At 62.6% G+C, this 16,354-nt stretch carries 14 protein-coding genes; 9 read left to right on the forward strand and 5 right to left on the reverse strand.

Features of this window, described 5'->3' with window-relative positions:
• Positions 1 to 224 precede the first annotated feature (224 nt).
• On the reverse strand, positions 225 to 485 hold the full coding sequence (locus AC1MLZ_RS18400; protein ID WP_480959755.1) for a DksA/TraR family C4-type zinc finger protein: 261 nt from the start codon (positions 483 to 485) through the stop codon (positions 225 to 227).
• 217 nt (positions 486 to 702) lie between these two features.
• Positions 703 to 2,928, reverse strand: a complete 2,226-nt coding sequence (gene katG / locus AC1MLZ_RS18405; protein WP_480959756.1) for a catalase/peroxidase HPI — start codon at positions 2,926 to 2,928, stop codon at positions 703 to 705.
• A 232-nt stretch (positions 2,929 to 3,160) separates the two neighbouring features.
• Here katG and AC1MLZ_RS18410 point away from each other — a divergent pair, with 232 nt between their 5' ends.
• The 9 genes from AC1MLZ_RS18410 (at position 3,161) to AC1MLZ_RS18450 (ending at position 13,054) form a co-directional block, all read left to right on the forward strand.
• Positions 3,161 to 4,276 carry a Gfo/Idh/MocA family protein gene (locus tag AC1MLZ_RS18410; protein WP_480959757.1) on the forward strand — a complete coding sequence of 372 codons (1,116 nt, stop codon included), beginning with the start codon at positions 3,161 to 3,163 and terminating at the stop codon, positions 4,274 to 4,276.
• Positions 4,277 to 4,797: 521 nt separating this feature from the next.
• Positions 4,798 to 5,652, forward strand: coding sequence for a manganese catalase family protein (locus AC1MLZ_RS18415; protein ID WP_480959758.1), 855 nt, complete (start codon positions 4,798 to 4,800; stop codon positions 5,650 to 5,652).
• A 61-nt stretch (positions 5,653 to 5,713) separates the two neighbouring features.
• Positions 5,714 to 5,899, forward strand: coding sequence for a hypothetical protein (locus AC1MLZ_RS18420; protein ID WP_480959759.1), 186 nt, complete (start codon positions 5,714 to 5,716; stop codon positions 5,897 to 5,899).
• A gap of 55 nt (positions 5,900 to 5,954) precedes the next feature.
• Positions 5,955 to 6,479: a ferritin-like domain-containing protein gene (locus AC1MLZ_RS18425; protein ID WP_480959760.1), complete on the forward strand. Its 525-nt coding sequence runs from the start codon at positions 5,955 to 5,957 to the stop codon at positions 6,477 to 6,479.
• A gap of 10 nt (positions 6,480 to 6,489) precedes the next feature.
• Entirely contained in the window at positions 6,490 to 8,712 is a 2,223-nt protein-coding gene (locus AC1MLZ_RS18430; RefSeq protein WP_480959761.1) for a hypothetical protein, read from the forward strand.
• A gap of 2 nt (positions 8,713 to 8,714) precedes the next feature.
• Positions 8,715 to 9,455, forward strand: a complete 741-nt coding sequence (locus AC1MLZ_RS18435) for an SDR family oxidoreductase (RefSeq protein ID WP_480959762.1) — start codon at positions 8,715 to 8,717, stop codon at positions 9,453 to 9,455.
• Positions 9,456 to 9,465: 10 nt separating this feature from the next.
• A complete protein-coding gene (locus AC1MLZ_RS18440; protein WP_480959763.1) occupies positions 9,466 to 10,521 on the forward strand; it encodes a zinc-dependent alcohol dehydrogenase in 1,056 nt (351 codons plus the stop codon).
• Entirely contained in the window at positions 10,521 to 11,561 is a 1,041-nt protein-coding gene (locus AC1MLZ_RS18445) for a lactonase family protein (RefSeq protein WP_480959764.1), read from the forward strand. Before AC1MLZ_RS18440 ends, AC1MLZ_RS18445 begins: the two co-directional genes overlap by 1 nt.
• Positions 11,558 to 13,054: an MFS transporter gene (locus tag AC1MLZ_RS18450; RefSeq protein ID WP_480959765.1), complete on the forward strand. Its 1,497-nt coding sequence runs from the start codon at positions 11,558 to 11,560 to the stop codon at positions 13,052 to 13,054. The genes AC1MLZ_RS18445 and AC1MLZ_RS18450 overlap by 4 nt, the downstream gene beginning before the upstream one ends.
• Before the next feature lie 148 nt (positions 13,055 to 13,202).
• On the opposite strand, the gene xth is transcribed toward AC1MLZ_RS18450, so the two are convergent.
• The 3 genes from xth to AC1MLZ_RS18465 form a co-directional block, all read right to left on the reverse strand.
• Positions 13,203 to 14,030: an exodeoxyribonuclease III gene (gene xth, locus AC1MLZ_RS18455; protein WP_480959766.1), complete on the reverse strand. Its 828-nt coding sequence runs from the start codon at positions 14,028 to 14,030 to the stop codon at positions 13,203 to 13,205.
• 6 nt (positions 14,031 to 14,036) lie between these two features.
• Positions 14,037 to 15,812 (reverse strand): DNA ligase D, encoded by a 1,776-nt coding sequence (gene ligD / locus AC1MLZ_RS18460; protein WP_480959767.1) that lies wholly within the window; start codon positions 15,810 to 15,812, stop codon positions 14,037 to 14,039.
• A gap of 172 nt (positions 15,813 to 15,984) precedes the next feature.
• Entirely contained in the window at positions 15,985 to 16,176 is a 192-nt protein-coding gene (locus AC1MLZ_RS18465; protein WP_480959768.1) for a DUF3606 domain-containing protein, read from the reverse strand.
• Between the last annotated feature and the right edge of the window lie 178 nt (positions 16,177 to 16,354).

Below are 16,354 nucleotides of genomic sequence, written 5' to 3' on the forward strand. Positions count from 1 at the left end.
CGTCCACGTGGCGCTGTCGAAGGCGCCCGACCGGCTCAACGTCAGTATCGATAGCAGCCCATACTAAATGGCGGCTTTGAAAAACGCCCTGATCTCAAAAGGGAAACGCAACCGGAAGATAAAACAGAATTCGAACGAATGGCCGAAGCCGGGTAGCCGATAATGGCTCGCGAACGTCCATAAGTCCGTCTGGTCAGACTAGGGCCGCGTTGATGCGGACGCGGTCACCGCAGCTGACTGTCCTTGCTGCCCCGCCGATTGAACGCTGTGGCTAGTGGCCGGTCGCGGCCGCTCTGGCACGCCACGCAGGTACGCACACCCGGCACAGCACGGCGTCGACCTTCGGGGATGTCATCGCCGCAGATTGCACAGAACGGTTCACTCGTTCCGCTTGGCATGCTTACACGAGCGGCTAGAACTGCGTCTGCCACTGAATCGTCGATCTGATCCTGAACCGCGCCATCGCGTGTCCAACCACCGGCCATCTGCCTCTCCTTACTTTAGGCATATGGGGAGCGGAGAGGGCCTGTTCCACGGCTAATGTGCAAACCGATGTCCGCTTCCGGGCGGTCGTTCACCTCACGCAGTCGGCACTTCCGCGTCCTCAGTCACAAGAATTATAACATGGGCCAGTAGCGGATAAGCCGTGGTTTTTGGGAACCTTGCCCAAACCCACACGGCTTATCCGCACGCTATCGAACCTTAAGTCGCCTGGTTGGACGATACAGGCTTTGCCGTGACGTCGAAACGGTCGGCATTCATGACCTTGACCCAGGCACGGATGAAGTCGCGAACGAACTTTTCCTCGTGACCGTTCTCGGCATAGACTTCCGCCGTCGCACGCAGCTGCGAGTTCGAGCCGAAGATCAGGTCGGTGCGAGTCGCCTGCCACTTCCTCTCGCGACCGCCACGATCGTAACCGATGAACTTCTCGTCGCTCGACGTGTCGACCAGATCCCAGAACGTGTCGTTGTCGAGCAGGTTGACGAAGAAGTCGTTCGTAAGCTGCCCCGGACGCGTGGTCAGGACGCCTTCGGGCGCATCGCCGAAGTTTGCGCCGAGTACGCGCAAGCCACCGACCAGCACGGTCATCTCCGGCGCGGACAGCCCGAGCAGCGAAGCCTTGTCGAGCAACAGCTCCTCGGTCTTCACCGGGTGACGCGTCTTCAGGTAGTTGCGGAACCCGTCGGCCTGCGGCTCCATCCACACGAAGCTCTCGACGTCGGTCCAATCCTGCGTCGCATCGCCGCGCCCGCCGAGGAACGGCACCGACACGTCGTGGCCGGCATCGCGTGCTGCCTTCTCGACCGCTGCCGAACCCGCAAGCACGATCGCGTCGGCCAGCGATATATCGCCACGCAGCTCGTTCAGCTTTGCCAGTACCTTGCTCAGCTGCTCGGGCTCGTTGACCGGCCAGTCCTTCTGCGGTGCGAGCGCGATACGTGCACCGTTCGCACCACCGCGGTGGTCCGACCGGCGATAGCTCGACGCCGACGCCCAGGCGGTCTTGACCAGCTGCCCGATCGTCAGCCCGCTCGACAGCACGGCGTCCTTGAACGCAGCGACGTCGGCGTCCGACGGCGCGGTGCCTTCGGGAACCGGATCCTGCCAGATCAGCGTCTCCTCCGGAACCTCAGGCCCGAGGTAGCGAATCCGTGGCCCCATGTCGCGGTGAGTCAGCTTGAACCAAGCGCGCGCGAACGCGTCGTCGAGCGCCGACTGATCTTCACGGAAGCGCAGCGCGATTTCGCGGAACTCCGGGTCCACCTTCAACGCCATGTCGGCGGTGGTCATCATCGTCGGTACACGCTTGTTGGGGTCGCGCGCGTCGGGTGCCATGTCCTCCGGCTCAGGATTGACCGGCTGCCACTGCTTCGCGCCGGCCGGGCTTTCGGTCAGCTCATAGTCGTACTTGAACAGCAGGCGCAGGTAATCGCCGGTCCACTTGGTCGGGTTGTTCGACCACGCGCCCTCGATGCCCGAGGTGGTGATGTGGCCCTGGCCGATCTCCTCGCTGTCGGTCAGCCAGCCAAGACCCTGCATGTGCACGGCTTCCGAAGACGGGCTCTTGAAATGCGGTGCGGGCTTGGCGCCGTGAGCCTTGCCGAACGCGTGGCCGCCTGCGGTCAAGGCGACGGTTTCCTCGGAATTCATCGCCATCCGCTGGAACGTCGCCTTCATGTCGCGCGCCGACATGAGGGGGTCGGGATCACCACCCGGGCCTTCTGGGTTGACGTAGATGAGACCCATCTGGATCGCAGCGAGCGGTCCTTCGAGCTCGGGCAGGTCTTCGCTGATACGCGTCTGCGCGCCCTCGTTGACCCAAAGCTCCTCGGCACCCCAGAACGTGTCGCCCTCGGAGGCGAAGACGTCCTTACGGCCGCCGGCGAAACCGAAGATTGGTCCGCCCATGCTCTCGATCGCGACGTTGCCGGCGAGGATGAACAGGTCGGCCCAGCTGATGTTCTTGCCGTACTTCTGCTTGAGCGGCCACAACAGGCGGCGTGCCTTGTCGAGGTTGCCGTTGTCCGGCCACGAGTTGAGCGGCTCGAAACGCTGCTGACCCGACGACGACCCACCACGCCCGTCGGTGACCCGGTAGGTACCGGCGGCGTGCCACGCCATGCGGATTATAAACGGGCCATAATGACCATAGTCAGCAGGCCACCAGGCCTTGCTGTCGGTCATCAGCGCGGTCAGGTCCGCCTTGAGCGCAGCATAGTCGAGCTGCTTGAACGACTCGGCATAGTCGAACTCGTCGCCCATCGGGTCGGGGGAGACGCCGTGCTGGTGCAACATGTCGATCGGCAGCGCATCGGGCCACCAATCCTTGTTCGTGCGACCGAGCAGCGAGCGGGCCTTAACCTCGCCGCCACCCTGGGGGCTCATTGGGCAACCGCTGCTCTTGGGCTGTTCGTAATCGGCCATCTCGGCGTCCTCTCTCGATAGGTGTAACCGCTTGATCTCTAAGATGCAGGATTTGATGGACATTTGTCCAATCGATTATTCGGGGGAGATAGATTACATCAGTCGATCACAGGGGGCGGCAACGCGGGTAGCCTAAAGTGGCGATCGATCGACGAGCCATACGGATCAGAAATGCAACGATCCAGTCTGCTCCTCGTTAACCTTGCTCCCCAGTCTACAGCGAAGGACCGATATGTTCGGGCATACGAAGAAGGTGCGCTACGCCGTCGTCGGCGGCGGCCAGATCTCGCAGCAGGCGTTCATGCCGGGTATAGGTCGTACCGACAATTCGGAGCTGACGGCGCTCGTCACCGGCGACCCCGTGAAGGCCGACAAGCTCGCGAAACTCTATGGCATCAAGGCTTGGTCGTATGAGCAATATGGTGACCTGCTGAAATCCGGCGAGATCGACGCGGTCTATGTCGCGACGCCGAATTTCCTGCATCTGCAGTATGCCGTTCCCGCCCTGGAAGCCGGCATACACGTCCTGCTCGAAAAGCCGATGGCCTCCAGTGTGGACGAGGCCGAGCAGATTATCGCTGCGCAAAAGAAGAGCGGTGCCAAGCTGATGATCGCGTACCGGCTCCATCACGAACCGGGCACCGTCGAGATGATCACGCGCGCGCGGGCAGGGGAGTTCGGCGAATTGCGAAGCTTCGCGTCCGTGTTTGCGCAGAACGTCGCGGAAGCCAATTCGCGTGGCCATAATGGCTATTGGGGTGGCCCTGTCCCCGATATGGGGACGTATCCGCTGAACGCAGTGCGCAACCTGTTCGGTCAGGAGCCTATCGCCGTCCATGCGGTCGGTACGAAAACGCCCGACCGTGGCTTCAATTTTCATGACACGGTGGCGGTTACGCTGCGCTTTCCCGGAGAGCGCGTCGCGCAATTCACGGTCAGCTACGCCACGGCATCGTCGGAGTTCTTCGAACTGGTGGGCACGAAAGCCAGCATTCATGCGTCGCCGTCGTTCATGTTCGGCCCGAAGGTCGGCATTGCCTACGTCGAAAAGACGAGCGCCGGCAGCAAGGAGCACAGCTTTGATCCGGTCGAGCAGTTCGGCAACGAGACGCAGTATTTCTCGAAATGCATTCTCGACGACCTTCAGCCAGAAGCTGATGGCAAGGAAGGCTTGCTCGATATGCGCGTGCTCGCCGCAATCGAAAAGTCGCTCGACACAGGCGAGACCGTGATGCTGGATCCCCGGTCGCGAACCGGTCAGGTTCAGCCGGATCAGGCGCTCGAACTCAAACCCGCGAAGGAACCCGCGGAGGATGACATGATCAGCATCATACCCCAGTCGGCGTGATGGCTGGGTTCGGATCGCAACTGCGACCGGTTCAGCGCCAGAAAGAAGCGTGAGAGGCGGTCATGCGGTCGGGCGGTATCGTGCGCGCGCTAGCCGGTATCGATAAGCGCCCGGCCGCTATCCGTCTCGATCAAAAGGCAGTGGCATACCGGTGGGCGGAGCCCCCGGTGCTGTAGCCGTCGAACAGGCGTCCGCCGACGGGGCGGCACGTGCCACAATCGAGATGGCGACCCTTCATGCCTGTCCTCTCAATAAATGCCGGCCCATTTAGCTAGCCCGTTTTAGCGGTTGTGCGGCACCCGGCTTGAATGTCTGGATAGTCTAATAATCGCAGCCGCTTGTGCGGAGCGATTTTTGAACTGGTAATGCTCGACGGACGGCAGCCGATATCTGGCGCTCTTCCTGCCGAGCCCCCGAAAAACGCGTTAACACACGTTAAAACGTCCGATTAATGGGAAACCGACGAGGCAAGCGGCGTTGAAGATGACGTTCATCGAAAGCCCATCACCTTGGAGTGCGCCATGTATTATCATGACAAACGACTGCAATACCCAGTCCAGGTCACGAACCCCGATCCCGCGTTTGCGCGCATGCTTCAGCAGGCGATCGGCGGCGTCGAAGGCGAGATCCGGGTCTGCATGCAGTATTTCTTCCAGGCTTGGGGCAACCGCGCGCCGACCACGAAATATCGCGACATGCTGCTGCACACGGCGACCGAGGAAATCGGCCATATCGAGATGCTGGCAACGGCGGTCGCGCTGAACCTCGACAAGGCGCCCGCGCATCTTCAGGAAGAGGGCGTCAAGGACAGCATCGTTGGCGCGGTAATGGGCGGCGAGAACCCCCGTCAGAGTATCGAGGGCATCATCCACAAGAACCTGCTCTCGAGCGGGATGGCAGCGATGCCGATGGATTCCGACGGCGTACCGTTCGACATGAGCCACATCTACGCGAGCGGGAATGTCGCGGCGGATATGTATTGCAACGTCGCCGCCGAAAGCACCGGGCGTGTTCTTGCAGTCCGGCTGTTCAATGCCGCGCATGACGAGGGCATGAAGAAGATGCTCCACTACATGATCGCGCGCGACACGATGCACCAGCAGCAGTGGCTCGCCGTCATCGAGGAACTCGGCGCCGAACCCATGAACCTGCCGATCCCCAACAGCTTCCCGCAGGACATGGAAGACCAGCAGAACAACTATAACTTCTACGCGACCTCGGTCGACGGAACGTTCCCGGAAGGTCGCTGGACGGCGGGTCCCTCGATGGACGGCAAGGGCGAGTTCACCGTGTTCCGCAACGAACCGCTCGGCGACGAACCGGTGATGGGACCGGCACGCCCCGATAGCGGCGCGCAAAACCAGCAGATCGGCTGAAACGGAGAGGAGGGGGCACATGCTCCCTCCTCGATCCGCGAGCGGCTGCACCGCGCGCGCTTTGAAGACGGCATGGGTAGGTAGCATGATTGAGAACGGTAAAAAGGGTCGATCACGCCCGACCATCATCGCCGCGGTGGTGATGATCCTGATCGTGGCGATCATCGTCATGACCTTCGTCGGGCTCAATAGCCATGACGTCAAGAACGCGGCGGAAAACAATATGATGGCCGAAGAAACGGGGTGACGACGATCGTGTCCATCACCCCGTCTGTCCAATTCTTGTTCTGGAAGGATTAAATATGAGCACGTCACCCGATACGCTGAAGACCCTCTTCGTCACCGGCGCCGTCAATCTTCACGCGGTCGAAAAGCAGGCGCTCTCGATCATGACGCCGCAGGTCGCCCGCATCGAACATTATCCCGAGATCGCCGAGCGGTTGCGCGAGCATATCGAGGAGACCAACGCGCAGATCGCCCGGCTAGACGAAATCCTCGCGACGTTCGACACGAGCGGTTCGGCGCTGAAGGATGCAGGCCTGAGCTTTACCGGCAGCATGGCGGCGATTACGCACAGCGTGGCCGGCGACGAGATCCTCAAGAACAGCTTCGCCAATTACGCGTTCGAGCATTTCGAGATCGCAGCCTACAAATCGCTGCTGACGCTGGCCGAGGATGGCGGGATCACCCAGGCGACGGCGTTGTTGCAGCAATCCCTGCGTGAAGAGCAGAGCATGGCGCAGTGGATCGACGAAGCGTTGCCGATGGTGACCCGTCGTTACGCATCGCTCTACGCTGACGGCGGCGCAAGCACGGCCAAGGTTTGAGCGGACCACCATGGCGACGATCAGCAAAATGCCCGACGACGCCGTCAGCCCATATCTCCTGGGCTTGCGTCAATTCGGGCAAAATCCCGTTCCCAAGCCCAAGGCGACATTCGCCACGGGCGAGCTGGACGTCGCAGTTCACGCTACCGACGATTCGGTCATGGTGGTGGTTCGGCGGGAGGGCAGGGGAGGCGTAGCCCTCCGCGCTGCCTATCTCGCGGGACCGTTCATTTGCAAGGCGGTCAAGCCCGGGCCGGGGGAAACGGCCAGACTGACCGTCAGCAGCGCGCTCGGCCAGCACCTCGTGATCCTGCGCGCGGGGACCAATGCGCTCGAAAACCTGCGCGTGACGGTGCGGTTCACGCCTGCTGCACCCATGGTGATCCCGTTCATGCCCCGCGACCTGTATCCGCTGGACGAGGCGGGCGACCCGCTCGGTGCCACCGGCAGTGTCGAGGCCACTCAGCGTGGCCTGAACGTCGGCGTGCTGTATCTCCATATCGATCGCCCGCGCTTTGGCGACGTGCTGTACGTGCAGAACCTGACCGCCTTGAACGACTATTACCGCGCGACGGGCACGACCCCGGATGGCGCAGTCGGCGGGACATGGCCCGAGCTCGGCTATCTCATGCCTACCCCGAAGCCGGGCACCGACACGGCGTCCGGTGCGCTGGACGCGGATGTCGAAGTCACGCTGTCCGATGCCATTCTCGTCTTCCGTCACGACGCCCCGCCGCATGAGCGCGAAACGGCACGGCGTTTTCTCCAGATGCTCGGCGTCGCCTACAGGGCGATCGATCTTCCCCAGGTCGAGTTCCGCGACTGGGTCGATCGCGCCGAGCGGACCCTGCGCGATCTCGACCAGGCGCCGGAAGCCACGATCGAGCATTACGGCCATCGGTACGTTCACCCCTACACCAACGCGGAATACCCCGACATCATGGTGCAGATGTCGATCGTCGCGGCGATCCATGACTGGGGAAAATGGAACGGCGCGCCACATCCGCTGGAGGCCGAGTTCAAGGCGGGCCTCGAGAAGTTCTACGATCCCAAATTGAAGTCGCTTCGGCGATACCTGCCCAACGTCGGCGACGACAAGGACGCCGACGCGGTCGACAGCTGGTATCTCTACCACCCGATGCTCAACCTCGGCATCCTGGCGCTCGACGGCGACGAGGCGGCGAAGTCGCTGTTGCTCAAGTCGCTCGACTTCGGGATCAAGGCGGCACGGCATTTCGAGTATAAATGGCCGGTCCAGTACAAGGTCACCGATTTCAGCGTCATCACAGACGTCGCGGATGCCGACGATCGCGGGCAGACCGATGTCGGCGGAATCTATGCCTGGGTGATGTTGCAGGCGTTCGAGCTGACCGACGACAAGCAATATCTGGACGAGGCGCGGGCTGCGATCGAGGCGGCGATCGGCTTGCGGTTCAACGTCAACTATCAGGCGAACCTCACCGCCTGGGGCGCGGCCGCCTGCATGCGATTGTGGCGGATTACCAACCGATCGGTCTACCTCGATCAAAGCTACGTCTATCTCGCGAGCTTCTTCCACAACTGCGTCATCTGGGAGAGCGAGATCGGGCACGCGGCGGACTACAGGAACTTCTTGGGCGTGACCTGTCTTCAGGACGCGCCCTACATGGCGATCTACGAATGCTTCGATTCCTTCGTCGCGTTCCAGCGCTATCTCGGTGACAGCGGCCCGAACCTCGAACCGGCGGCGCGCATGTTGGTGTCGGAATATTGCAGATATGCGCTGGACCGCGCCTGGTTCTTTTATCCCGACGCCCTGCCGCCTGAAGCGCTTTCGCCCAAGCAGCGCGAGACCAACGGCCATATCGACCGGACGCTCTCGTTCCCCGTCGAGGATCTCTACGCCGACGGTCAGCCCGCCGGGCAGGTGGGGCAGGAGGTCTATGGCGCGGGCGCCGCGATGATATTCGCGACGCGCAGCGTACACCGGATTGAGAATGCACCGTTCGACGTCTTCTGCGATCATTTCATCCAGTCGATGGAACGGACGGGCGACCGCGCGCTGACGATCACGTTCGACGGCGGCGAGACGTGCACCGCCGGTCTCAGCATCGTGCGCCGAAAGCGGCGGAAGCTCGGCAAGGTCACCGTCACGACGGCGGGCAGCGATATCATCCGCCCGTACCAGACCACCGCCGACCGCATCAATTATAACGTCTCGGCCAGCGGCCAACTCATACTTACGTGGGAATGATCATGACTGACAGGACCGACCTAGCCGGCAAGCGTATCCTCGTGACCGGCGGCACCACCGGCATCGGCCTCGCGACGGTCGCGCAACTCGTCCAGCACGGCACCCGCGTGCTGACGTTCGGCCGCCACCAGGACAGCCTCGACCATGCGCTCGAACAGGCGGGGTCTGGACCCGGCAGCGTCGACGGCATCGTCGCCGATGCTGCGACGAAGGAGGGGATCGACGCGGTCTTCGCGCATATGGACGAAACGCTGGGCGGCATCGACATCCTCGTGACGTGCGCCGCGCTGGGTGCGGAGCCGATCCATGAGATGGAGGAGGATGCCTGGCGTTATGTCGTCGAAACCAACCTGATCGGCACGCTCGCCAGCGCGCGCCGGGCGATCCTGCGGATGGATGCGCAGGGCGGGGGGCATTTGCTGTTCGTCGGATCGATCAGCACCGAGATCAAGGCGGTCGGCGAAAGCGTCTACGCCGCGACCAAGGCTGGCATTCAGGCGTTCGCGGAAACGCTGCGCAAGGAGGTCGCCGAGAAGAACATCAAGGTCAGCGTGATCCAGCCGGGCTCCGTCTCGACCCCCATGCAGGAGTGCAGCGACGATCAGAAGGAACAGGCGATCGCCGATCACGAGATGCTCTACGCCGACGAGATCGCCGAAACGATCGTCTTCGCGCTGACCCGCTCCGAACGCGCGGACATCGTCAATCTTCGCATCGAACCGCGCGTGCAGAAGACGAGCTGAAGGATCCCCCATGAAGGCCGCATTGAAGACCGCCGAAGGGCGTTTCGAAATCGCCGAAGTCGAGCGGCCGATCATCCCGACCAGCGATTTCGTACTTGCACGGGTCCGCGTCGCTGGCATCTGCGGTACCGATCTGCGTCACTGGAACAAGGCCGAACCCGAACTCGAATGCCATATCGTCGGCCATGAACTCGCCGGCGAAGTCGTCGAGGTCGGCGAAGACGTGACCGATCTGAAGCCCGGCGACCGCGTCGTGATCGAGACCGTCATGGGCGACGAGGTCTGCGACTATTGCAGGATCCAGCGCTACAATATCTGTGAACATCTCTACGACGTCCGCACCAAATACGTATCGCGCGCGTACGGCGAGTTCGTCTGCGGGCCGCAGCGGAAATTCTACAAGCTTCCCGATCACGTCAGCTTCGAGGAAGCGGCGCTGATCGACACGTTCTCCGTGTGCCTGCATGCGCATCACCGCGGCAATGTCGGGGTCAACCAGAAGATCGCGATCATCGGCGCAGGACCGATCGGGCTGGGACAATTGCAACTCGCCAAAATGAGCGGCGCCGACGTGCTGATTATCGACCGTGTCGGCAGTTCGCTCGATCTGGCCAAGGACCTCGGCGCCGACGCCATCGTCGACAGCGCCCAGGAGGACGTGGTTGCCCGCGTCATGGAATTTACCGGTGGGCGTGGGGCCGATGTCTGTTTCGAATGCGCCGGCGGCCTGTCGATGCCGGAAACACTGCCACTCGCGACCAAGCTCGTCCGGCGCGGCGGCAAGGTCGTCGTGGTCGGCGGCTTCGACGCGGGTGAGATCGCCATCCGGCTCGAATGGCAGCGCATCCAGATGTCCGAGATCGAGATCATCATGAGCGCCAGCTTCGCCTATCGCGACATCTATCCCGAACAGGGCATGGTGCTGGACCTGCTGGCCAAGGGAAAGCTCGACGCGAAGAGCCTGATCACGCACCGCTTCGACCTGAACGATATCAACCAGGCGTTCGAAACCGCCGACGCCAAGGAAGAGACGGGGGCGGTGTTCGTGGCGATCACGATATCGTGATGCCGCCGATTTTCGTTGGCACCTACGCGGAGAGCGGCGGCCCGGGACTTCAACGGCTGGGCTTTCATGCAACCCATGGGTGGGCGTGCGAAGACGCTTTCCCAGGTGCGCGAAACGCGTCGTTCGGGGCCTATTCCGCCCGTCACGATCTTCATTACCTAGTCGACGAGCACCGCACCGGCACGGTCGGCATGTTCCGGGAAACCACAGACGGCTGGCGAGAAGTCGGGCGCGTGGCGACCGGGGGCGCCGACCCGTGCTATGTCGTGCTCGACGCGGACGAGGGCAGGCTGGCAGTCGCAAATTACGGCAGCGGCAGCATCGCGATGTTCCGGCTCGATCCTGCAACCGGACTGCCATGCGACGATCCGGACGTTCGTGCGAATACAGGCTGCGGGCCCGTGAAGGATCGTCAGGAAGGCCCGCATGCGCACTGCGTTCGCTTCGGACCCGACGGCCAATGGCTCTTCCACGTCGATCTCGGAACGGATGAGATACTCGCCTATCCGCTCGATCCGACGACCGGCCGCCTTGGCGAACGACATCTGGCGTACGCTGCGCCGGCCGGATCGGGTCCGAGGCATCTGGTTTTCCACCCGACCCTGCCGCTGGCCATCCTCGCGAGCGAACTTGCCAGCACGCTGACGCTGTTGCGCGTCGAAGGCGGAAGCCTGACCGCGATCCACGCGGTCTCGACCCTGCCCGATGGTTTCGAGGGTAAGAGCATCGCCGGCCACCTGTCGCTGGATCGTTCAGGCGCGCGCATCTACGTCACCAACCGCGGTCATGACAGCGTCGCCGTGTTCGACTGGAGCGACGGCCATATTCCGCATCTGCTCCAGCACGTGCCGAGTGGCGGAGCTTCGCCGCGTGCGTTCTTGCTACTCGAAAACGAACGTCTCCTTGTCCTGGCGAACGAAGAAGGAAATACGGTTACCGTATTCGACGTACGGAAAGCCGGTATGCTGGCGCCGCACCACCAGACAATCGCCGTACAGGCCCCGGTATTCGTCTTCGCGGGGAGCCCCTCGCCCGAATGATCACGCTCGATCCGCAACCTCATGTAACCGAGCAGGAGCGTGAGCGCGGGCTATCGCTGCTGATCGTCGAGGCCGCGTTTTCCGGTGGCGCCGCCGCGCTGACGAGCGGCGTGATCCTCACGGCCTTCGCACTGCATCTCGGCGCCTCCAATCTCATGATCGGGATCCTCGCGAGCGCACCGTTCCTCGCCCAGTTGCTCCAACTCCCGGCGATCCTGCTGGTCGAACGCCGGCGCACGCGAAAACGCATCTCAGTCCTCACCAGTATCGCCGGGCGTCTCATGCTGGGCGTCATGGCGGCAACCGCCTTCTTTACCGGTACCGGCGCGTTGTTCACGTTTCTTGGCGCGCAGTGGATACTCTGCGGACTGGGAGCCATCGGCACGTGCGCGTGGAATTCGTGGCTCCGCGATCTGGCGCCGGAAAACCGGCTCGGGCAGATATTCGCCAGGCGCACCATCTGGCTGACCGCGATCAGCCTCGCCCTGGGACTTGCCGCGGCGTTTGCGCTCGACCTGACCACCGAGCATTCGCGCGCGCGCAACCTGGTATTCGCCAGCATGTTCGCGATCGGTTGTATCACCGGCCTGATGAGCGCCCGGGTCGTCAGCGCGATGCCGGAACCGATGATGCCGGTGCCGATCGGCGACGTGCGATTGACCGAGCTGCTTCGCCAACCGCTTCGCGACGGCAATTTCCGGCGGCTATTGGTGTTCGTCGGCAGCTGGCAATTTGCGGTGAACTTGGCGACGCCGTTCTTTACCGTGTTCATCGTCCGACAACTTCACTTCAACGTCAGCTTCGTGCTGGTGCTGAGCGTGGTCAGCCAGATCGCGAACATCGGTGCGCTGCGCTATTGGGGAATGCTCAGCGATCGCTTCGCCAACAAATCGGTCCTGGCGGTCTGCGCACCCGCGTACATCGTTTCGATCGTCGGCATGATCGGTGCATCGCAAATCGGCGACCGCGATCTGGTGAAGCTGTGGCTGATCGCACTGCATCTTCTGATGGGCGCGTCCGTCGCCGGGGTCACGCTCACCGCCACCAACATCGCGCTCAAATTGTCGCCAAGAGGTAGCGCCACCGCCTATGTAGCGGCAAGCGCGACCGTGACCGCGGTCGCGGCGGGGATGGCGCCGATCATAGGCGGTTTGCTGGCGGACTTCTTCGCAAAGCGGAAACTCGAGGTCCTGGTCCGCTGGTCGAACCCGGAACGCAGCTTCGGCCTACCGCTCGTACTGACAAGCTGGGAGTTCTATTTCCTGATCGCCGGATTGATCGGTCTCTACGCCATGCACCGGCTGTCGCTCGTGCAGGAACAAGGCGAGATTGAGCCACGGGAACTGATGGGCAAGATGCTCGACGACACCCGCCGCGGTATCCGCAACATCTCGAGCGTCGCAGGTTTGCGAAGCGCGACGGCAATCCCCGTCTCTCTCCTGCGCGACGCGCGGGTGCGGCGGCGTTTGCGGCGAGCAGAATCGTTGGACTGACGGATATCGTCCGCACCGCACCTTGGGCAAGCGCCGATCGGTCGGAATACTGCCTCGTAGGCGTATTCGTGACTTGAGTAAGCGCCGATCAAGCGCCGCTGTTGGGCCGATATGCCCTCGACGAACCGCCGCAACACCTCACGCTCTGTCATTTGCCATCCTTGTTGCGCTTTGAAGGCCGGCGCGGTTTCTTGGCGGACGGTTCAGCCGCCAACCGTATCCAGGTCGGCGCATGGTCGCTGGTTTTCTCCCAGCCACGCACCTGACGATCGACCTGCGCATCTTGAAGTCGATCGGCAAGCGATGGGCTGAGCAGTAGATGGTCGATCCGAAGACCCGCGTCCCGCCCGTACGCGTTCCGGAAATAGTCCCAGAAGGTGTAGATCGTCTCGTCGGGGTGAAGCGTGCGGAGCGAGTCCGTCCAGCCTTGTGCGATAAGCCGCGCATACAGCGCCCGGACCTCGGGCGCGAACAGGGCGTCCTTGGTCCAGCGTTCCGGTTTGTAGACATCGGCTTCCGTGGGCATGACGTTGAAGTCGCCCGCGAGCACGACCGGCAGGCCGCTCTCCAGCAGCGTCGCTGCGTGCCCGATGAGCGTCTCGAACCATGCGAGCTTGTAATCGAACTTGGGGCCGGGGCGTGGATTGCCATTGGGCAGGTAAAGCCCGCCGATGATGATGCCGTTGACCGCGGCCTCGATGTAGCGGCTCTGCGATGGGTCGGGATCATCCGGCAGCTCGCGCCTCGTCTCGTGGATCTCGCCGACCCGGCTGAGGATGGCGACGCCGTTCCAGCTCTTCTGGCCGTGCCAGATCGCGTCGTAGCCGAGATCACGGATCGCGGTGGCCGGAAACTTCTCCTGCGGTGCTTTCAGCTCCTGCAAGCAGACGATGTCGGGCTTCTCCTCCTCCAGCCAGCGCAGCAGCACGGGCAGGCGGCCGTTGACGCCGTTCACATTGTAGGTGGCGATCTTCATGGACGTTCAGAGATCCGGCAGGACCTGGTCGGCGCGTCCCCAGCCGGCGAGCGCCTTTGAGCCTGCGCGCTTCACGAGTTCGGCAGCGTCACCGACATGCCAGTGCGCCGGCGTGTCGATCGTCTCCATTTCCTTCCAGGTGATCGGCACGGCGACGGGAGCGCCGGCGCGCGCGCGAACGGCGTAAGGCATGACTGCGGTCGCACCACGCTGATTGCGCAGATAATCGACGAAGATGCGGCCTTTGCGCTGCGCCTTCGGCAAGGCCGCTGTGAAGTTGTCCGGGTCTTTCTGCGCCACCGCCATCGCAAGGCGGTGCGCGAAGTCTTTCACCTCTGGCCATTCGGCTTGGGGCGTGAGCGGAGCGATGACGTGAACGCCCTTGCCGCCGGTGACCATCGGGAAGGTCTCCAGGCCGATCTCCTTGAGGAGGTCGCGGAATTGGAACGCGGCCCGTCGTACCGCCTCGAAGTCGAGGCCCTCGTCCGGATCGAGGTCGAAGACTAGGCGATCGGCCTTCTCGACGTCCTCGATGCGAGCGCCCCAGCCGTGGAACTCGATCGTCCCCATCTGCACGCAGGTGAGAAGGCCATCGGGTGTATCGATATAGAGATACGGCTCCTCATGGCCGTCCTTTTCGAGAATGGCGACATGATGCACGTTGGTCCCGAAGGTGCCGGCGTCGTGCTTCTGGAAGAAGCACTTCTTCGCCCGGCCCTGTGGGCAGCGGACAAGGCTGATCGGCCTGCTGCCGACCCAGGGAAGCATGATTGGAGCAAGGGCCGCGTAATGATCCGCGAGCTGGCCCTTGGTGATGCCGCCGTCGGGATCGATGACGCGGTCGCGGTTTGTGATGACGACGCTGGACGCAGCTTCGGCAGCCACACTTGCCACCGGCGCCTCCGTCTCGAGCACGACGGCTTCCGCCTTCTTGTCGGCACGCAGGCCGAGGTAGCTCGGATGGCGAAGCGTGCCCTCGTTCGTCATCTCGGTGTAGGCTATCTCCGCCACCAGCACCGGCCTGATCCAATGCGCACCTTTGACGGCCGCGCGCGGCGCATCCACCGGCGCCTTGCCGCTGGCGAGCGGCTCCATCAGTTCACCGAGCTTCAGGATCTCGTCGTTGTCGAAACCAGTGCCGACCTTGCCGGCATAGCGCAGCTTGCCATTTTCATGGACGCCTAGCAGTAGCGAGCGGAAACCCCGGCCCTTGTCGGACGACGTCCAACCGACGATCACGAACTCCTGCCGCTTGATGCACTTGGTCTTGAGCCAGGTGCCAGCTCGGGAGCCGACATAGGGTGCATCGGCTCGCTTCGAGATGACGCCCTCGAGCCCCGCTCCGCAGAACTTCTCGAACAATGCCTCGCCCTTGCCGACGATGTGATCCGAATAGTGGATCGGCCCGGTGCTTCCCTCCAACAGCGTCGCTAAGCGGTTTTTGCGGTCGACGAGTGGCATGCCGGTCAGATCCTCGCCGTCAAGGCTGAGGAGATCGAAGGTGTAGAATTCCAGCCTTTGCGGTTCGGCCTTGATCGCGGATTGCAGCGTCTGGAAGTTCGTCTGGCCGTCGGCGTCGATCACGACGACCTCGCCATCGATGAGGGCGGATCGCGATGGCAGGGCCTTGACGGCTTCCACGATCGGCTTGAACTTGTCCGTCCAGTCCAACCCGGATCGTGTGAATGCGTGAGAGGAGCCATCACCCACGCTGATCAGGCAACGGTAGCCATCGAACTTCAGCTCGTGGATCCAGCGGTTGCCCTCGGGTACATGGTCCACCAGGGTTGCGAGTTGGACGGGCTGAAATGGAGGTGCTGGAATGGGCGCACCGGGAACTCCCGCGCTACGCACCCCATCGGCTTTGGCAGGCTTGCGCGCCATCGATCAGCCTTGCTTATGCCAGTTGCGCAGGCGTCTGCGGAACACGCTACCAGGCTCACGCGACCTCATATTACTTAGTCGATTTGAGCTTTACCGCAGCCTCGTCCAGCTTCTCACGACTGTTTCCTACCTCTTTGATAAGGTCCTCCGCTTCCTGCGTGGTAATGTCGTGCTTGCGCGCGAAGTAGCTCACTTCATAGTCCTCGCCAGCCGCAACCCGTGCCCGATCCCCGGCGCCACGTTTGCTCTTGTCGTCAGCCATGCGTCTTCTCCTCGCCTATAGAATGACGTTCGTTCGATCTGGTTCCGAACCACCGCCGCCTCGATCCTGTGAGATGGCGATGACGGAACGGTTTATCTCGTGCGGGGTAAGTCACGCATGTCACCAATGATCGAAACCGGGCGTTCCTATGGACAGTCTGTAATTACACCCGGGCGGG

It is taken from the genome of Sphingomonas sp. PEI4 (assembly GCF_056679955.1).